This is a genomic window from Castellaniella defragrans 65Phen (assembly GCF_000612685.1).
Lineage (GTDB): Bacteria > Pseudomonadota > Gammaproteobacteria > Burkholderiales > Burkholderiaceae_B > Castellaniella > Castellaniella defragrans.
Genome location: NZ_HG916765.1, coordinates 1,468,561 through 1,485,114, shown reverse-complemented (window position 1 = coordinate 1,485,114; position 16,554 = coordinate 1,468,561). Strand labels below are relative to the sequence as shown.

The following is a 16,554-nucleotide window of genomic DNA, read 5'->3' as shown; positions in this document are numbered from 1 at the left end:
CGACCATGAAAACGACCGAGAAACGCGCCCGCACGGATACCGCCAAAGCCGCTGTACAGGCCGCCCAAAATGCCGCCCTGCCGCCGCTGGAGCCGCCCGCGTGTGTTTCCCTGCGTCCGGGTGATCGGCCCTTCTGGGAGCGCATTATCACCAGCAAGGCCCGCGACAACTGGACCGATGTGGATCTGGTGACGGCTGCCCAACTGGCACGGGCTCAGGCTGACATCGAGGCCCTGCAGGCGGTGGTGGATGCCGAGGGCTACATCCTGGACGGCAAGATCAACCCGGCGGCGCAAATGCTGGAAACCCTGGTCAAGCGTGCCACGGCCCTGACACGGGTGCTGCAGGTTCACGCCATTGCCACGGTGGGACGGTCCAACGATACGGGCGATGCGGCGCGGCTGGAGCGCCAGGCCCGGCAACAGCCCGACGATGACCTGATTCCGCGTCTGAGGATTGCCAAGTGACACGGGGCCAGGCCGTCATAAAGTTCATCGAGCGGTACTGCCGGGTGCCCGAGGGGGCGCTGGTGGGCAGCCCCATGAAGCTGGCAACGTTTCAGAAACGTTTCATCTGCGACGTGTACGACAACCCGGCAGGCACCCGACGCGCGATCCTGAGCATTGCCCGCAAAAACGGAAAAACAGGGTTAATAGCTGGTCTGCTGCTGGCGCACCTGGTGGGGCCGGAAGCCCGCCAGAACAGCCAGATCGTCTCTGGTGCCATGAGCCGGGATCAGGCCGCGCTGGTCTTCGCGCTGGCCAGCAAGATGGCGCAACAGTCCCCGATGCTCTCCGACCTGGTGAAGATCATCCCCAGCGGCAAACGCTTGATCGGCCTGCCCCTGAACGTCGAGTACCGGGCGCTCGCCGCCGATGGCAAGACGGCCCACGGCCTCTCTCCGGTGCTCGCCATCCTGGACGAAATCGGCCAGGTGCGCGGCCCGCAGTCCGACTTCGTGGATGCCATCACGACCAGCCAGGGAGCGCACGAAGCCCCGCTGCTTATTGCCATATCGACGCAAGCCGCCAACGATGCCGATCTGCTGTCCGTCTGGATTGACGATGCGAAGGTGAGCCGTGACCCCCGCACGGTGTGCCGGGTGTACGAGGCTGCGAAGGATTGCGACCTGCTGGATGAAGCCGCCTGGAAGGCCGCGAACCCAGCCATGGGCACGTTTCGCAGCCTGGACGATCTGCGCGAACAGATGCAGCAAGCCGCCCGGATGCCGAGCATGGCGAGCATGGCCCGCAACTTGCTGCTGAATCAGCGTGTGAGCCTGGATAGCCCATTCATCAGTCCCGACGTATGGGCGTCGTGTTCTGCGACCCCCTTGCCCTTCGACGGTCCCGTATTCGCTGGCCTGGACCTGTCCGCCCGTACCGACCTGACGGCCCTGGTGCTGATCGGCCAGGTGGATGGCGTGTGGTGCGTACAGCCGCACTTCTGGACCCCGAAGGCGGGATTGCAGGATCGTGCGCGACGCGACCGGGCACCCTATGTTGAGTGGGCGCAAGCCGGTTTGTTGCGCGTCTGCGAGGGGGCCGCCATCGACTATGAACAGGTCGCCAGCGACATGGCCGCGATCCTGTCCGATGTGGAGATACAGGCTATTGGCTTCGACCGCTGGCGCATCGACGTGCTGCGCCGTGAGCTGGAACGCCTGGGGCTGGACTTCCCGCTAGTTGAGTGGGGTCAAGGGTTCAAGGATATGTCCCCGGCCCTGGATGCGCTGGAAGCCGCGCTGCTGAACGGTGAGCTGGCCCACGGCAATCATCCGGTGCTGACCATGTGCGCGGCCAACGCCACGGTGACGAAAGACCCGGCGGGCAATCGCAAGCTGGACAAATCCCGCCCGACTGGCCGCATTGACGGCATTCAGGCGCTGGCGATGGCGTTTGGTGTGGCGACCCGAACCGAACAAGTACAGGCGGTGCCTGATGAAATCTTCTTTGTTTGAAGCCGGCGAGGGGAGTCTCTCACTGCGGAAATCCGCAGTGACGAGTGCCTGATGAGATTTTCTTTATTTGAGCGCGTGGGGAAACCCGCTTGTTCAGTAACCCTTGCTGGGGGGCCGGTTCGCCGGATGGCCAGCCGTGGATTAGACGGTGAGTGCCACGTTTCAGGAAAACCCCGTCAGCCGGTGGCCTTGTTCCTCAAGGCGCGACCGGCACCTACAAACTACCGGGAATGCGGGATTTTCCCGTATTTGAAACCGACCCATCGGCATTTGAAATGCGGAAGGACTGACATGCAAGCAGGACAGCTAGATCGACGCATCGGTATCTGGAAGCGGGTACAGGGCCAGGACGAAACCGGCCAGCCTATCGACACCTGGGAGCTGGTGCGCATGGCCTGGGCCAACGTCCGGTTCCTGTCGGGCATCGAAACCGTGAAATCCGGTATCGCAGCATCCGAGGTCCGCGCATCGGTGCGCATCCGGCGAACGCCTGGGATCGACGCCGGGATGATTGCCCGCATCGGCGGCGAGGACTACGACATCGAGGCCGTGCTACCTGCTGACCGCATCCATACTGATCTGATCGTGACGAGGACGACATGACGACACTGCAACAAGCCAAAGACCATCTTCGCGTGGATGGCGACGACGAGGACACGCTGATCGGGTCCATGATCGACGCGGCGACACAAGCGGCGCTGGATTACCTGAACCTGGACGCCATTCCCGACCCGGTACCGGCACCCGTCGAGGCGGCGATCCTGCTGCAAGTGGGCGACCTGTACGCCAACCGTGAGGCCGGGGGCGACAAGCAGTATTTCACCAACGAGACGTACCGGCGACTGCTGGACCCGTACCGGGAGATGGGGGTTTGAAGTCCGATTTATGTGGGCTTTTATGTGGGACTAATTTTTAAATCAATATTAAGTTATTGATTTTAAAGGCATTCTGGCGGAGAGGGTGGGATTCGAACCCACGGTACGGGGAAACCGTACGCCTGATTTCGAGTCAGGTACATTCGACCACTCTGCCACCTCTCCGGGTACGACGCATTGCGAGTCGAGTCGCGCATCATAGCATGAATCCAGACGCATCGTTCCGGGCCGGCCCGCCACGCCCACGGGCTTTGAGCCGGGTCAACGCATGCCGGCGGGCACGTCGCACCCCGTGTCGCGCCCCGTTGCCCGCCCCCCGCCTTCTGGCCTATAGTGGATTCAGGCATCAACGCAGCCGGGGGTCCGCCATGAACATCCAAGCCCTGCATTTCGTGCTCGACATCGACGGCAACGGTTCGGTCGCCGGCTGGGAGGTCATCGATGCCCTGAAATGGGCTTTTTCCCTGCCCGGCCGCCTGATGGTCGAAGGCCTGGGAAACATCCCCGTCATCGCCGACACCTTCGGCATCCGGGCCTCGGCCGCGACCGGCTATGCCAGTTTCCACAGCCTGCTGGCCACGGTCCTGACCCTGCTGTTCTGGGTGGGCTGCCTGGTCCTGATCACGCGCATCGGCGCCGACCGGAAAGCGCCCGATGCGGCCGCCTCCGACACGGCGGCGGCCCCGGGCACGCCCGGCATGCCGCGCTACCGCGGCCCGAAGGCCCGCAAGACCTAGGCTCGACGGAAGGCTTCCGGCGCACCGGCCGCGCAGGGCGGCCCTCAACCATGCGCCGGAACCCATCCGCCGAACGGGCGCCCCGCCCGGCCGCTCAGGCCCGGATGGCCTCCAGCCCGCCCATGTAGGGGCGCAGCACGGGCGGGATCACGATGCTGCCGTCGGCCTGCTGGTAGTTTTCCAGCACGGCCACCAGGGCGCGGCCCACGGCCAGCCCGGATCCGTTCAGCGTGTGCAGGTATTCCGGCCGGGCCTTGGGGCCTTCGGGGCGGAAACGCCCCTGCAGGCGCCGCGCCTGGAAGTCCAGGCAGTTGGACACCGACGAGATTTCCCGCCAGGTGTCCTGCGCCGGCAGCCAGACCTCCAGGTCGTAGGTCTTGGCCGAGCCGAAGCCCATGTCGCCCGCGCACAGCAGCACCACGCGATACGGCAGCCCCAGGGCCTGCAGCACGTGCTCGGCGTGGCCGACCATCTCGTCCAGGGCCTGCCAGGACTGGTCCGGATGCACGATCTGCACCATCTCGACCTTGTCGAACTGGTGCTGGCGGATCAGGCCGCGCAGGTCGCGCCCGCCGCTGCCGGCCTCGGAACGGAAGCACGGCGTGTGCGCCGTGAGACGGATCGGGAGGTCGCGCGCCTCGACGATGCGGTCGCGCACCGTGCCGGTCAGCGGGATCTCGGCGGTGGAGATCAGGTACAGGTCCTCGGCGGGGCCGTCGTCGTCCGGCGTGCTGCCCTGGCCGCCCTTGGTCACCCAGAACATGTCGTCCTTGAACTTGGGCAGCTGGCCGGTGCCGTACAGGGTGGAGCCGTTGACGATGTAGGGCGTATAGCATTCCTGGTAGCCGTGCTCGCCGGTCTGCAGGTCCAGCATGAACTGCGCCAGCGCGCGGTGCAGGCGGGCGATGGGGCCGCGCAGCATCATGAAGCGCGCGCCCACCAGCGACCGGGCCGCCTCGAAATCCAGGCCGAAGGGCTCGGCCAGGGCGACGTGGTCGCGCGGCTCGAAGCCCAGGCCGGCGGGATTGCCGTCGGCGCCGGCGGCGCCCGGCAGCCAGCGGCGCACCTCGACGTTGTCGGCCTCGGAGGCGCCGTCCGGCACGCTGTCGTCGGGCAGGTTGGGAAGAGTCATCAGCCAGGCGGACAGTTCCTGCTGCACCGCGCCCAGGTCCTGCTCCAGAGCCTTGAGCTGGTCGGGGATGGCCTGGGATTCGGCCAGCGCGGCCGAGGCGTCCTCGCCGCGCGACTTCAGCTGGCCGATCTGCTTGGCGAGCGCGTTGCGCCGCGCCTGCAGTTCCTCGGTCTGGACCTGCACGGCCTTGCGGCGGGCCTCCAGGGCATGGTAGCGGTCGGTATCGAAGGCCAGGCCGCGCCGGGCGAGAGCCCGTACGACGCGATCCAGGTCCTTGCGCAGCAGATTGGTGTCGAGCATGGCGAGAGGTGACGGAGATTCGTGAAAGGGGGTATTGTATTCAATCCCGCCTCCGTCCCGGCGGGGCCGCGCCGCGCGGCGTCCGGGGCGGCGGGCATCGCCTCATCAGGAAAGGAGTCTTCCCCATGTCCAAAGTGCTGGTGCTCTACCACTCGACCTACGGTCACATCGAAACCATGGCCCAGGCCGTCGCCGAAGGTGCCCGCTCGACGGGCGCCACCGTCGACATCAAGCGCGTGCCCGAGCTGGTCCCCGAGGACGTGGCGCGCAAGTCCGGCTACAAGCTCGACCAGGCCGCGCCCGTGGCCCAGGTCCAGGACCTGGCCGACTACGACGCCATCCTGATCGGCTGCGGCACCCGCTTCGGGCGCATGTGCTCGCAGATGGCGAACTTCCTCGACCAGGCGGGCGGCCTGTGGGCCAGCGGCCAGCTGAACGGCAAGGTGGGCGCTGCCTTCACCAGCACCGCCACGCAGCACGGCGGCCAGGAAATGACGCTGTTCTCCATCATCGCCAACATGCTGCATTTCGGCTTCGTGGTGGTGGGCCTGCCCTACAGCTTCCAGGGCCAGATGCGCCTGGACGAAGTCACCGGCGGGGCGCCCTACGGCGCCTCCACCATCGCCGGCGGCGACGGCTCGCGCAAGCCTTCCGCCAACGAACTGGACGGCGCGCGCTTCCAGGGCCGGCACGCGGCGGAGATCGCCAACAAGCTGTTCGGCTGAGCCCTTGGCCCTTGGCCCTCAGCGGTAGACGGGCAGGACGTCCAGCACGTCGGGCGACAGCAGGTGGAAGGCCGCCGTCACCACGCCATAGAGCCAGACGACCCGGACCAGCCCCAATCCCGGGCCGGCCCGCTCCCCGCGGGGCGCGGCCGGCCGGCCGGCACCGCCGCGCAGGAACTTCCATTCCATGGCGGCGGGGATGATCACCGACCAGATGGCGGCGGCAAAGCCGGCGAAGCCGATGGCGATGATGAACCCATCCGGGAACATCACGCCCGCCAGCACCGGCGGCGCGAAGGTGACGATCGAGGTCTTGATCCGGCCCTGCCGCGTATCGTCGAACCCGAATACGTCGGCAATGTAGTCGAACAGCCCCAGGCCCGCGCCCAGGAACGACGTCACCACGGCGAGGAAAGCGAAGACCGACACGAAATGCCCGACCCAGGCGCCCGGAATGATCGTGTCCACGGCCGCCAGGAAGTGGCTGATGTTCCCTCCCTGGGCGTACACCTCGCGCAGCGGCTCCCGGCCCAGCACGCCGAAGCCCACCAGGATTACGGACACGCCGTTGACGACGTTCCACACCGGCCCCAGCGTCCCCCGCACCAGGGTGTCGAATATTGATCGTGCATGATGCGCCGCCGCCCCTCCGGCGCGGCGGCGGACGCGCTCAGCCCAGCGGCTCGAAGCGGCTGGTGAAGAAGCGCAGCAGCTTGGGCTCGTAGACCATCCTCATGCCCTTGATGTCGCGCCGGCGGCGATAGAGCGCTTCGCAGGCCCGGGCCACGATGTCCAGGTGCGCATAGGTGTACACGCGGCGGGGGATCGTCAGCCGCACCAGTTCCAGCTTGGGCCGGTGATGGTCGCCCGTTTCCTGGTTGCGGCCGGCGGACACGATGCCCCGCTCCATGCTGCGCACGCCGCTTTCCAGGTAGAGCTGGGCCGCCAGCGTCTGCGCCGGGAATTCGTCCTGGGGCAGGTGGTCGAGGAATGCCCGGGCGTCCAGGAACACGGCATGCCCCCCCACGGGCCTGACGATGGGAATGCCGGCCGCGACCAGCTGGTCGGCGAGATAGCGGCACTGGCCGATCCGGTGATGGATGTAGTGATAGTCCACCGATTCCTCGATGCCCCGGGCCATCGCTTCCATGTCGCGCCCGGCCAGGCCGCCGTAGCTGGGCATGCCCTCGAACAGCACGACGAGTTCGCTCGCCCGCTGATACAGGTGATCGTCGTTCATGCACAGGAAGCCGCCGATGTTGACGAGGCAGTCCTTCTTGCCGCTCATGGTGCAGCCGTCGGCGTAGCTCATCATTTCCTTGAGGATTTCCGCGATCGTGCGCCCGGCGTATTCCGGCTCGCGCTCCTTGATGAAATAGGCATTTTCCACGCAGCGGGTGGCGTCGAACATCACCTGGATGCCATGGGCCTCGCACAGGCGCTTGACGGCGCGCAGATTGTCCATGCTGACCGGCTGCCCGCCCGCCAGATTCACCGTCACCGCCACGCAGACGTAGGGGATGCGGTCGGCGCCGACCTCGTCGATCAGGCGCTGCAGCTTCGCCAGATCGACATTGCCCTTGAACGGCACATCGATCTGCGAATCGTGAGCCTCGTCGACGATGATGTCGACGAATTTCGCGCCGTTCAGTTCCTGGTGCGCGCGCGTGGTGGTGAAGTACATATTGCCCGGCACGTACTCTCCCGGCTTGATGCACAGGCGGGACAGCAGGTTCTCGGCGCCCCGCCCCTGGTGGGTCGGCACGATATGCTTGAAGCCGTAGTAGCGGCGGACCACCTCCTGCAGGTGGATGAAGTTCCGGCTGCCGGCGTAGGCCTCGTCCCCCAGCATCATGCCCGCCCACTGGTTGTCGCTCATGGCGGTCGTGCCGCTATCGGTCAGCAAATCGATGTAGCACTGGTCCGAGCGCAGCAGGAAGGTGTTGTAGCCCGCTTCGGCGATGAACTGCGCCCGCTGCTCGCGGGTCGTGACGGCGATCGGCTCCACCACCTTGATCTTGTAGGGTTCGGCCGCGTAAATCGTATCCATCGGTATTTCCTCCTTTGAAGGGTCGGGTATCGGTAAAAAATTCAATGGCCGCCGGACGGATCCTGCGCATAGGCCGCCAGTCCGTCGGGGTCGGCGACCCGGATTCCGTGCGTCGTTTCGTCCAGGAAGCCCGCCCGCCGCAGCAGGCCGATGGCATTGCTGACGGTGACCCGGTGCAGTCCCAGCATCTCCGCGATCGCCAGGTGGGACACGGGCAGGCTGGAAGACCGATGCACCTGGTCCAGGCCGTAGAGCAGCCGGGCCACCCGCTGGGGGCCGTTCAGGAATACGGCGTCCTCCAGCTGGGACGAACCGATATAGGATTTGGCCGCGATATTGACCAGCAGCTGCCGGCTCAGGGCCGGGTATTTTTCGAGCAGCTCGCGCATGACCACCGGCTCGGGGAATTCATGGGCCTCGGCCGGCTCCATGACGCTGATCTCGTGCCGGTAAGGCTTGCCGCTCAGCAGGGCGGCCTCGCCCAGCACGCTGCCGGCTCCCATCAGCCACAGGGTGCGCAGCATGCCCTCGCGGCTGACCGCGGAGACCTTGATCAGCCCGGAACGAATCAGGAAAATGCCGTGCGCCGGATCCCCCGGCCCGCGGATGCGCGCCCCGCGCGGCCACACGACGCGGCGCCCCAGGTACAGGACCTCGTCCCAGATGGGCAGGTTGTCGAACACCAGCCAAGGCGTATCGATGGATGCCCCAGGATCCTTTATTTTTGAAACCACATCTCTCTCCACCCAACGATTGACGAATTATGTTTCCGTCATTGGATGAAGATTAGCATCTGCAACCCTTCAAATCAGTAGCATGGGCTACACGCCGCGCGCTTCCGGGCCCGGCATGCGGCGGAAGGGGCGAGCCTCGGGCTCAGGCGAGCGCTCCCGCCTGCCGGGAGTGGATCAGATCGCCCTGTTCCAGCACGAACCGGTCCACCATGGCGGCGATGAACTGCCGGATGTCGAATTCCGTGCGCAAGGGCTGGCGCCCCACCCGCTCGATCAGGTACATGACGCGGCACATCACGGGGCTGACGATCCGCCGCATCTCGAATTCCCCCGACTGCAATTCGGCCATGACCGAGCCGCGGGGCAGGATGCCCGCCGCCCCGCCGTGCGCGATGATGCCCTTCATCATGGAATTGGACGAGGCCTCGAAGGCCACGTTGAAGGGATAGCCGAGGCGGCGCGCCTGGGCCTCGATCAATTTGCGCAAGGGATCGCGGCCCTCCGCCAGGACCAGCGGATGGGAGACGGCTTCCTTCAGGGTGATCGATACCGCGCCGGCGCCGAACATCCAGGAGGACGTCCGCGGGGAGGCAACGAACACCAGTTCCTCCTGAAGCAGCTCGATGCTGCGCAGTTCGGGAAAATCGCTGACGTCGTAGGCCAGCGCCAGATCGACGTCCCCCCGCTCCACGGCGCCGGCCAGGGCATAGCTCATCTGCTCCACCAGGCTCAGGTGCACCGAGGGCAGCGTTTCCCGGGCATGCACCAGCAGGCTGCTGCCGAGCACGTTCGCAATGCTGGGCGTGACGCCGAACACCAGGCTTTCGGGCTTCACGTCCGCCAGCGCCATCACGTCCCGGCGGGCGGATTCGAGATCCTGCAGGATGGACAGCGCCTTCCGGTACAGGAGATCCCCTGCCGGGGTGGTGCGGACGCCCCGGGAATGGCGTTCCAGCAGCGTGACGCCGAGTTCCTCTTCCAGCAGGCGCATCTGCGAGCCCACGGCCGGCTGCGCCACGTACAGCTGGCGGGCTGCCCGCGTGATGCTGCCGGCCTCCACGATGCGGGTGAAATAGCGAAGCTGGCGCAGGTTGATGACGGCCTCCTGAACGAAGCATGTCAGAACATGGACACAGGGCCACGGCCGGCCCGAGGAAGGCGTGAGGCCACTATAGCACGAGCCATACAAAATTCTTTGAGCAGGGCAAGAAAAGCCGTTCTGGACGCCCGCCATGCCTGTTCTTAACATAAATCAATCTTTAAGCCCCCCAAGGACGGTTCCATGGAAATGAAGACATCGCCCGCCCCGGCCTCTCCCACGCATCCGGCGCTGCCCGCGCACCGCGAACTGTTCTACGGCGGCGCGTGGCATCCCGCCCACGGCGGCGCGCACTGGGAGTGCTTCAGCCCCACGAACGGAAGCTCTCTGGGAATCTGCGCCGACGCGTCCGACGCCGACGTCGATGCGGCCGTCCAGGCGGCGCACTGCGCCTTTCCGGCCTGGCGCGACACGCATCCCTCGGACCGCGCCGCGCGCCTGCGCCAGGCGGCCGCCAGGATCCGGCAGCACGGCGGCGATCTCGCGCTCATCGACGCCCTGGATTGCGGCAATGCCATCACGCCCATGAAGGGCGACGTGGAAAATGCCGCGACGCAGCTCGAATTCTTCGCCGGGCTGGTCACCGAAGCCAAGGGAGAAACCATTCCCATGGGTCACGGGCGCCTCAACTACACGCTGCGCGAGCCCCTGGGCGTCGTCGGCCGCATCGGCGCCTTCAACCATCCCTTCATGTTCTCCGCGGCCAAGATGGCGGCCCCGCTCGCCGCCGGCAATACCGTGGTCATCAAGCCGCCCGAACAGGCGCCGCTGTCCACGCTGAGGCTGGCGGAGCTGGTGGGCGATCTGTTTCCCCCCGGGGTCTTCAACGTGGTGACCGGCCGGGGCAAGGAGGCCGGCCAGGCGCTGGTGCGGCATCCCGCCGTCGCCAAGATCGGCCTCATCGGCAGCGTCGAGGCCGGCCGCGCGGTGATGCGGACGGCCGCCGACACGCTCAAGCCGGTGCTGCTGGAGCTGGGCGGCAAGAACGCCTTGATCGGGTTCGCGGACGCGGACCTGCCGGCGCTGGCCGATGCCATCGTCCAGGGCATGAACTTCGCCTGGTGCGGGCAATCCTGCGGCTCCACCAGCCGGGTCTTCCTGCACGAATCGATCCACGACCGGATCGCGGACATGGTCCGCGAGCGGCTGGCCGCCTTCCAGCCCGGGCTGCCCCAGGACCCCGACACCACGATGGGGGCCATCGTCAGCGCCGAGCAGCACCGGCGCATCCTGGATTACATCCGGATCGGCCGGGACGAGGGCGCCACGCTGAGCTACGGCGGAACGGTTCCCGCGGACCCCGGACTCGCCCAGGGCTTCTTCATCGAACCGACCCTGTTCACCGGCGTCCAGCCGTCCATGCGCATCGCCCGCGAGGAGATCTTCGGGCCAGTGCTGTCGCTCTTTCGCTGGACGGACGCCGGCGCGATGCTGGCGGCCGTCAACGCGCCGGACTACGGCCTGACCTGCTCGCTCTGGACCCGCGACCTGGCGACGGCGCTGGAATTCTCGTCCCGCGTGCAGGCGGGCTACGTCTGGATCAACGAGGTCGGCCGCCATTTCCTGGGAGCGCCCTATGGCGGTTTCAAGCAATCCGGCAACGGGCGCGAGGAATGCTTCGACGAACTGCTCGCCTTCACGCAGACCAAGAACGTCCACGTGCGCTACTGAAGCGCTCCGCCGGACCCCATCCACTCCCCCTTCACGACGACATCCGCCGATACATGACCGCCGATCCCACGCCCCGCGCCCCGTCCGTCCCCGAAGCCCTGAACCCCCGGGAACGCCCGCCCCTGCCAGCCGCCGCTTCGCCCATGTTCGGCAGCGACGCCATCGCGCAAACCCTGGCGGCCCTGGACATCCCCTACATCGCCCTGAATCCGGGCGCGAGCTTCCGGGGCCTGCACGACAGCCTGGTCAACCACCTGGGCAACCGCACGCCGCAGATGCTGCTCTGTCTGCACGAAGAACACGCCGTGGCATTGGCCCACGGCTATGCCAAAGTCACCGGCAAGGCCATGGCGGCCGCAGTGCACGCCAACGTCGGATTGATGCATGCCACGATGGCCGTCTTCAATGCCTGGTGCGACCGCATGCCGCTGCTGCTGCTGGGCGCGACCGGCCATCTGGACGCCGCCCGACGCCGGCCCTGGATCGAATGGATCCACACGGCGCGGGACCAGGGCGCGCTGGTGCGCAATTTCACCAAATGGGACGACCAGCCGGCCTCCCCCGCCGCGGCGCGCGAGTCCCTGTTCCGGGCCAAATGGCTGAGCGAATCGGCGCCCCAGGCCCCCGTGTACGTCAACCTGGACGTGGACGTGCAGGAGCAGGCCCTGCGGGAGCCCTTGCCGCCGGCGAATCCCGCCGATTTCCTGCCCGAAGCCCGCGTCGGCGCCAGCGCCCGCCAGATTGCCGCACTCGCGGCGCTCATCCGCCGGGCGCAGCGGCCCGTGCTGCTGATGGGACGCGTCTCGCGCTGCGCGCAGGCCTGGGCGCAGCGCCTGCGCCTGGCCGAAGGCATCGGGGCCCGCGTGCTCACCGACCTGAAGGTCGGCGCCGCATTCCCGACGGATCACCCGCTGCACGCGGGGGCGCCGGGCATCTATGCGGATGCGGCGGCCCTCGGCGCCCTGGAACAGGCCGACCTGATCATCAGCCTGGACTGGGTGGATCTGGCCGGCTTGCTGCGCGAGGCCTGCGCGGACGGCCGGCCCGCCGCGCGCATCGTCCAGGTTTCCGTCGACGCCGCGCTGCACCGCGGCTGGAGCATGGACTACCAGGCCCTGCCCGCGGTGGACCTCTGCATCCGCGCCGAACCCGAGCTGCTGGTGGCGGACCTGAACGAGGCCCTGGGCCTGGCCCCCCGGCCCGGCGAAGCGCACGCGCCGGTCTCGGCCCCGGCGGCCCCGGCGGCCCCGGCGGCCGCCGGACAAGCCCCCCTGCTGTCCATGGCGGAACTGGCCCACGGGCTGCGCGAGTGCCTCGCCGGCCGCGAGGTCTCGCTGACCCACCTGCCCCTGGGATGGGATGGCGCCCTGTGGCCCTTCCACCATCCCCTGGACTTCCTGGGCTCGGACGGCGGCGGCGGCGTGGGCGCCGGCCCCGGGCTGACCGTGGGCGCGGCGCTGGCCCTCCGGGGCTCGTCCCGCGTCCCGCTCGGGATCTGCGGGGACGGCGATTTCCTGATGGGGGCGACGGCGCTGTGGACGGCCGTGCACTACCGCATCCCGCTGATCTGCGTGGTGGCCAACAACCAGTCGTTCTTCAACGACGAAGTGCACCAGGAGCGCGTGGCCCGGATGCGGGGGCGCGCCGTGGACAACAAGTGGATAGGCCAGCGCATCGCCGACCCCGACGTGGACATCGCGGGCCTGGCCCGCGCGCAGGGGGCGGCGGCGTACGGCCCGGTGGCGACCCCGCGGGATCTCGCGCAGGCCTGCGCCGGCGCCCTGCGGGACTTCGACCAGGGGCGCGTGGCCGTCATCGACGCCCGCATCGCCTCGGGCTACACGCCCGCCATGACGAACGCACTGACCGAACAAGGGGCGGACTGAAGCCATGAACACTGCCAGCAGACAAGCGGACGAAGCGGCGCGCGCGCGGACGGCGCCCCCCATCCTCACGGTGGACGGCGTGAGCCGGCATTTCGACACCGCCGACGGGCGGGTGGACGCGGTCAGCGACATTTCCCTGTCGGTGAGCCATGGGGAATTCGTCTCCATCATCGGGCCCTCGGGATGCGGTAAATCCACGCTGTTCAGCATGATCGGCGGCCTGCTTCCGGCAAGCGCCGGCGCCATCCGCATCGAAGACGAGACCATCCGCGGCCCGCACCCCGCCATCGGCATGGTCTTCCAGGAGGACTCCACCTTTCCGTGGCGCACCGTGATCGACAACGTGGCCTTCCCGCTGGAACTGCAGGGCGTCGCCAGGTCCGAACGCCTGGAAAAGGCGCGGCATTTCATCGATCTGGTGGGCCTGTCGGGCTTCGAGCGCAGCTACCCGGCCCAGCTCTCCGGCGGCATGCGGCAGCGGGTCTCCATCGCCCGCACGCTGGTCTTCGAGCCCAAGCTCCTGCTGATGGACGAACCCTTTGCCGCGCTGGACGAGCAGACCCGCCTGCTGCTGGGCGACAAGGTCTCGCAGATCCAGGCCACGCTGGACCAGACCGTGCTGCTCATCACGCACAACATCGCCGAAGCCGTCCAGCTCTCGGACCGCGTGATGATCATGAGCTACCGCCCCGGCCGCAACAAGCGCATCCTGCCCATCGACCTGCCGCGCCCCAGGACGTCGGAGATGCTGAGCAGCGACGCCTTCGGCCACTACGTCGCCCGGATCTGGGCCGACCTGCGCGAAGAGGCCGGGCGCGGCATGCGGGAAACCGAAGGCGTCAGCGCACGTGGAGCCGACCATGCCTCGTCCTGATGCCACGCGGCTGCGGTTCGGCCCGGAGCTGGGCGGCCTGGCCGTGCTCGTCCTCCTGCTGGCCATCGTGGAGCTGCTCGTGCGGTCCGCCCTCCTCAACCCCTTCCTAGTGCCGCAGCCCTCGGCCGTGCTGCTCGCCTTCGGACGCATCGTCGCCGAGGAGAACGTCCTGCACCGGTTCCTCGTCACCGGCAGCGAAGCCGGGACGGCGGCCGTCCTGGTCGCCTGCATCGGCGTGCCGCTGGGCGCGCTGCTGCACCGGGCGCATCTGCTGCGTGCGGCGATCGGCTCCTGGATCGCGGCCGTGGCGGCCGCCCCCATCGTGCTGGCCTATCCGCTCTTCCTGGTGATGTTCGGGCGCAGCGCCTCCACCATCATCGTGATCAGCGTGCTCTCGGGCTTGCCGCCCGTGATCCTCATGACCACCGACAGCCTGCAGTCGGTGCGGCCCGCGCTCATCGACGTCGGCAAGAGCCTGCGCATGAACGCCTGGTCGCTGTTCTGGAAAATCATGTTCCCCGCCGCCCTGCCCGGCATCTTCTCGGGCCTGCGCATCGGTTTCATCTTCGCGCTCATCAACGTGGTGGGCGTGGAATTCCTCATCAACTTCGGCGGCCTCGGGCCGCTCATCAATGAACTGGCGGAACGCTACGACCTGCCCGGCACCTACGCGGCCATCGGCTTCGTCGTTCTGGTCAGCATCGTCGTGTTCCTGATTCTGGAGGCACTGGAAAAATGGCTACGTCCCGGCAAGCGCTGAGCCATCGGCAGGCATCCCCCCGGCGCGTCCTGATGCTGCGCATCCTCATCGCCGCCATTCTGCTGCTGATCTGGCAGGCCATGGCCATGTCGGGGCTGTTCTATCAGGACGTGGTCCTGGGGCTGCCCGACATCGCACGCGGCATGGCGCGTCTCCTGCTGGACCCCGATTTCTACCGGAATCTCTGGATCACGGTGGCCGAAATCCTGGCCGCTTCGGCGATCGGGTCGCTCACGGGCCTGGTGTGCGGCATGGTGCTGGGAGGCAGCCGCATCCTGGAGCGCGCCTTCGAGCGCTATCTGTACTATCTCGGCCCCACGCCCAAGATCATTTTCTTTCCGCTGATGATCCTGTGGTTCGGCGTGGGACCGGGGTCGAAGGTCGCGCTGGGCGCCCTCTCGTGCTTCTTCCCGGTCGCCCTGGCCGTGGCCGCCGGCATGCGCGAGATCCCCTTCATCCTGAAGTGCGTCGGCACCAGCCTGCGCGCCACGCCGCTGCAGAAGACCCTGAAGATCTACCTGCCCGCCATGCGCGGCCCGGTCATCAACGGTCTGCGCATGGGATTCGGCGTCGCCGTCATCGGCGTGCTGCTCGCGGAAACCAAATTGTCCAACCAGGGCCTGGGCTACCTGGTGATCCAGAACTACCAGCATTTCGACATGCAGGCCATGTACGCCCTGCTCATCGCCATCTTCGGACTGGCCGTGGCCGCCAACACGGCGCTCAGCCATTGGGCGGATCCGAACCACCGTTGACCCCCGCGACAACAACTCAGGAGACAGACCATGAAAACATCGCGCACCTTGCTGGGCATCCTCGCCCTCGCCTCGGCCTGCGTCTGCGCAGCGCCCGCGCAGGCCGACGACACGCTGAAACTCGCCGTCGGCCAGCGCGGCAACTGGGACACCATCGTGTCCCAGCTCGGCCAGGATGCCGGCATCTTCAAGAAGCACGGACTGGAGCTGGAAATCCTCTACACCCAGGGCGGCGGGGAAACCCTCCAGGCCGTGATTTCCAACAGCGTGGACATCGGCGTGGCCGCCGGCACCATCGGCGTCTTCTCGGCCTTCCAGAAGGGCGCGCCGATCCGCATCATCGGCGCCCAGGCCACGGGCGCCGCGGACTTCTGGTACGTGCGGGCCGATTCCCCGCTGCACAGCATCAAGGACGCGACGCCGCAGACCACCATCGCCTACTCCACCAACGGTTCCTCGACCAACAGCGTGGCGCTGGGCTTCGCCAAGGCCTACGGCCTCAAATCGAAACTCGTCGCCACCGGGAACCCCTCGGCGACCTTCACCCAGGTCATGACCAAACAGGTCGACGTGGGCTGGTCCTCGCCGCCCTTCGGCTTCGACGCGCTGGCGCAGGGCAAGATCCGCATCGTCGCCAAGGCCAACGACCTGGACGAGATCCGGCACGAATCCATCCGGACCCTGATCGGCAACGTGAACCTGCTCGAACACAAGCAGGACCAGCTCAAGCGCTTCATGGCCGCCTACCGCGAAACCATCGACTGGATGTATGCCAGCGACGACGCGCTCAAGGCCTACGCCGCGTTCAACAAGACCGACGTCGCCACCGCGCGCAAGGTGCGCGACGAATTCTTCCCCAAGAGCCTCATCGATCCGGACAAGATGGCCGGCCTGGACCTGCTGAACAAGGACGGCATCGCCTTCAAGACCATCAGCGAACCGCTCACGCCGCAGCAGTTCGACACCCTGATCCAGATCCCGCCCCGCCAATAAACC

The 16,554-nt window shown here is 67.3% G+C and carries 17 protein-coding genes and 1 tRNA gene; 12 read left to right on the top strand and 6 right to left on the bottom strand.

Annotated features, from left to right (window positions below; translation table 11 throughout):
- The first annotated feature begins 5 nt into the window (after positions 1-5).
- The 4 genes from BN940_RS06700 to BN940_RS06685 all read left to right on the top strand — a co-directional run bounded on the left by BN940_RS06700 (position 6) and on the right by BN940_RS06685 (position 2,835).
- Positions 6-467 carry a hypothetical protein gene (locus tag BN940_RS06700; RefSeq protein WP_043681388.1) on the top strand — a complete coding sequence of 154 codons (462 nt, stop codon included), beginning with the start codon at positions 6-8 and terminating at the stop codon, positions 465-467.
- Positions 464-1,960, top strand: a complete 1,497-nt coding sequence (locus BN940_RS06695) for a terminase large subunit (protein WP_043681385.1) — start codon at positions 464-466, stop codon at positions 1,958-1,960. The genes BN940_RS06700 and BN940_RS06695 overlap by 4 nt, the downstream gene beginning before the upstream one ends.
- Before the next feature lie 291 nt (positions 1,961-2,251).
- A complete protein-coding gene (locus tag BN940_RS06690) occupies positions 2,252-2,563 on the top strand; it encodes a phage head closure protein (protein ID WP_043681381.1) in 312 nt (103 codons plus the stop codon).
- A complete protein-coding gene (locus tag BN940_RS06685; protein WP_043681378.1) occupies positions 2,560-2,835 on the top strand; it encodes a head-tail connector protein in 276 nt (91 codons plus the stop codon). The genes BN940_RS06690 and BN940_RS06685 overlap by 4 nt, the downstream gene beginning before the upstream one ends.
- A 74-nt stretch (positions 2,836-2,909) precedes the next feature.
- On the opposite strand, the gene BN940_RS06680 is transcribed toward BN940_RS06685, so the two are convergent.
- Positions 2,910-3,000, bottom strand: a tRNA-Ser gene (locus tag BN940_RS06680).
- A gap of 203 nt (positions 3,001-3,203) precedes the next feature.
- On the opposite strand from BN940_RS06680, the gene BN940_RS06675 reads away from it, so the two are divergent.
- Complete coding sequence (locus BN940_RS06675) at positions 3,204-3,572, top strand: hypothetical protein (RefSeq protein WP_052355657.1); 369 nt, start codon at positions 3,204-3,206, stop codon at positions 3,570-3,572.
- A 94-nt stretch (positions 3,573-3,666) separates the two neighbouring features.
- Here BN940_RS06675 and serS read toward each other — a convergent pair whose 3' ends face one another.
- Positions 3,667-5,004: a serine--tRNA ligase gene (serS, locus tag BN940_RS06670; protein WP_043681375.1), complete on the bottom strand. Its 1,338-nt coding sequence runs from the start codon at positions 5,002-5,004 to the stop codon at positions 3,667-3,669.
- 125 nt (positions 5,005-5,129) lie between these two features.
- On the opposite strand from serS, the gene wrbA reads away from it, so the two are divergent.
- Complete coding sequence (gene wrbA, locus BN940_RS06665) at positions 5,130-5,729, top strand: NAD(P)H:quinone oxidoreductase (RefSeq protein ID WP_043681372.1); 600 nt, start codon at positions 5,130-5,132, stop codon at positions 5,727-5,729.
- A gap of 18 nt (positions 5,730-5,747) precedes the next feature.
- Here wrbA and BN940_RS06660 read toward each other — a convergent pair whose 3' ends face one another.
- The 4 genes from BN940_RS06660 to BN940_RS06645 form a co-directional block, all read right to left on the bottom strand.
- The gene (locus BN940_RS06660) at positions 5,748-6,335 is read right to left on the bottom strand and encodes an aromatic amino acid transport family protein (protein WP_052355656.1); all 588 of its coding nucleotides are present in this window, start codon (positions 6,333-6,335) and stop codon (positions 5,748-5,750) included.
- A gap of 64 nt (positions 6,336-6,399) precedes the next feature.
- On the bottom strand, positions 6,400-7,779 hold the full coding sequence (locus tag BN940_RS06655) for a tyrosine phenol-lyase (RefSeq protein WP_043681369.1): 1,380 nt from the start codon (positions 7,777-7,779) through the stop codon (positions 6,400-6,402).
- A gap of 41 nt (positions 7,780-7,820) precedes the next feature.
- On the bottom strand, positions 7,821-8,513 hold the full coding sequence (locus BN940_RS06650; RefSeq protein WP_158386245.1) for a Crp/Fnr family transcriptional regulator: 693 nt from the start codon (positions 8,511-8,513) through the stop codon (positions 7,821-7,823).
- 142 nt (positions 8,514-8,655) lie between these two features.
- Positions 8,656-9,747 (bottom strand): LysR family transcriptional regulator, encoded by a 1,092-nt coding sequence (locus BN940_RS06645; RefSeq protein WP_170288442.1) that lies wholly within the window; start codon positions 9,745-9,747, stop codon positions 8,656-8,658.
- Positions 9,748-9,795: 48 nt separating this feature from the next.
- Here BN940_RS06645 and BN940_RS06640 point away from each other — a divergent pair, with 48 nt between their 5' ends.
- From BN940_RS06640 to BN940_RS06615, 6 genes are read left to right on the top strand one after another with little or no spacing between them, the layout of a single operon-like run.
- Positions 9,796-11,283, top strand: coding sequence for an aldehyde dehydrogenase family protein (locus BN940_RS06640; protein WP_242404280.1), 1,488 nt, complete (start codon positions 9,796-9,798; stop codon positions 11,281-11,283).
- A gap of 53 nt (positions 11,284-11,336) precedes the next feature.
- Positions 11,337-13,169, top strand: coding sequence for a thiamine pyrophosphate-binding protein (locus tag BN940_RS06635; RefSeq protein ID WP_198408293.1), 1,833 nt, complete (start codon positions 11,337-11,339; stop codon positions 13,167-13,169).
- Positions 13,170-13,173: 4 nt separating this feature from the next.
- On the top strand, positions 13,174-14,043 hold the full coding sequence (locus BN940_RS06630) for an ABC transporter ATP-binding protein (protein ID WP_043681363.1): 870 nt from the start codon (positions 13,174-13,176) through the stop codon (positions 14,041-14,043).
- Positions 14,030-14,803: an ABC transporter permease gene (locus tag BN940_RS06625; protein ID WP_043681358.1), complete on the top strand. Its 774-nt coding sequence runs from the start codon at positions 14,030-14,032 to the stop codon at positions 14,801-14,803. Before BN940_RS06630 ends, BN940_RS06625 begins: the two co-directional genes overlap by 14 nt.
- Positions 14,779-15,558, top strand: a complete 780-nt coding sequence (locus tag BN940_RS06620; RefSeq protein ID WP_043681355.1) for an ABC transporter permease — start codon at positions 14,779-14,781, stop codon at positions 15,556-15,558. The genes BN940_RS06625 and BN940_RS06620 overlap by 25 nt, the downstream gene beginning before the upstream one ends.
- Positions 15,559-15,588: 30 nt before the next feature.
- Complete coding sequence (locus BN940_RS06615; RefSeq protein WP_043681352.1) at positions 15,589-16,551, top strand: ABC transporter substrate-binding protein; 963 nt, start codon at positions 15,589-15,591, stop codon at positions 16,549-16,551.
- The last annotated feature ends 3 nt before the right edge of the window (positions 16,552-16,554 follow it).

Coding starts and splice junctions, on each gene's coding strand:
- BN940_RS06700 (WP_043681388.1), top strand. CDS start 6: ATGAAAACGACCGAGAAACGCGCCCGCACGGATACCGCCAAAGCCGCT.
- BN940_RS06690 (WP_043681381.1), top strand. CDS start 2,252: ATGCAAGCAGGACAGCTAGATCGACGCATCGGTATCTGGAAGCGGGTA.
- BN940_RS06685 (WP_043681378.1), top strand. CDS start 2,560: ATGACGACACTGCAACAAGCCAAAGACCATCTTCGCGTGGATGGCGAC.
- BN940_RS06675 (WP_052355657.1), top strand. CDS start 3,204: ATGAACATCCAAGCCCTGCATTTCGTGCTCGACATCGACGGCAACGGT.
- serS (WP_043681375.1), bottom strand. CDS start 5,004: ATGCTCGACACCAATCTGCTGCGCAAGGACCTGGATCGCGTCGTACGG.
- wrbA (WP_043681372.1), top strand. CDS start 5,130: ATGTCCAAAGTGCTGGTGCTCTACCACTCGACCTACGGTCACATCGAA.
- BN940_RS06655 (WP_043681369.1), bottom strand. CDS start 7,779: ATGGATACGATTTACGCGGCCGAACCCTACAAGATCAAGGTGGTGGAG.
- BN940_RS06645 (WP_170288442.1), bottom strand. CDS start 9,747: ATGGCGGGCGTCCAGAACGGCTTTTCTTGCCCTGCTCAAAGAATTTTG.
- BN940_RS06640 (WP_242404280.1), top strand. CDS start 9,796: ATGGAAATGAAGACATCGCCCGCCCCGGCCTCTCCCACGCATCCGGCG.
- BN940_RS06635 (WP_198408293.1), top strand. CDS start 11,337: ATGACCGCCGATCCCACGCCCCGCGCCCCGTCCGTCCCCGAAGCCCTG.
- BN940_RS06630 (WP_043681363.1), top strand. CDS start 13,174: ATGAACACTGCCAGCAGACAAGCGGACGAAGCGGCGCGCGCGCGGACG.
- BN940_RS06625 (WP_043681358.1), top strand. CDS start 14,030: ATGCCTCGTCCTGATGCCACGCGGCTGCGGTTCGGCCCGGAGCTGGGC.
- BN940_RS06620 (WP_043681355.1), top strand. CDS start 14,779: ATGGCTACGTCCCGGCAAGCGCTGAGCCATCGGCAGGCATCCCCCCGG.
- BN940_RS06615 (WP_043681352.1), top strand. CDS start 15,589: ATGAAAACATCGCGCACCTTGCTGGGCATCCTCGCCCTCGCCTCGGCC.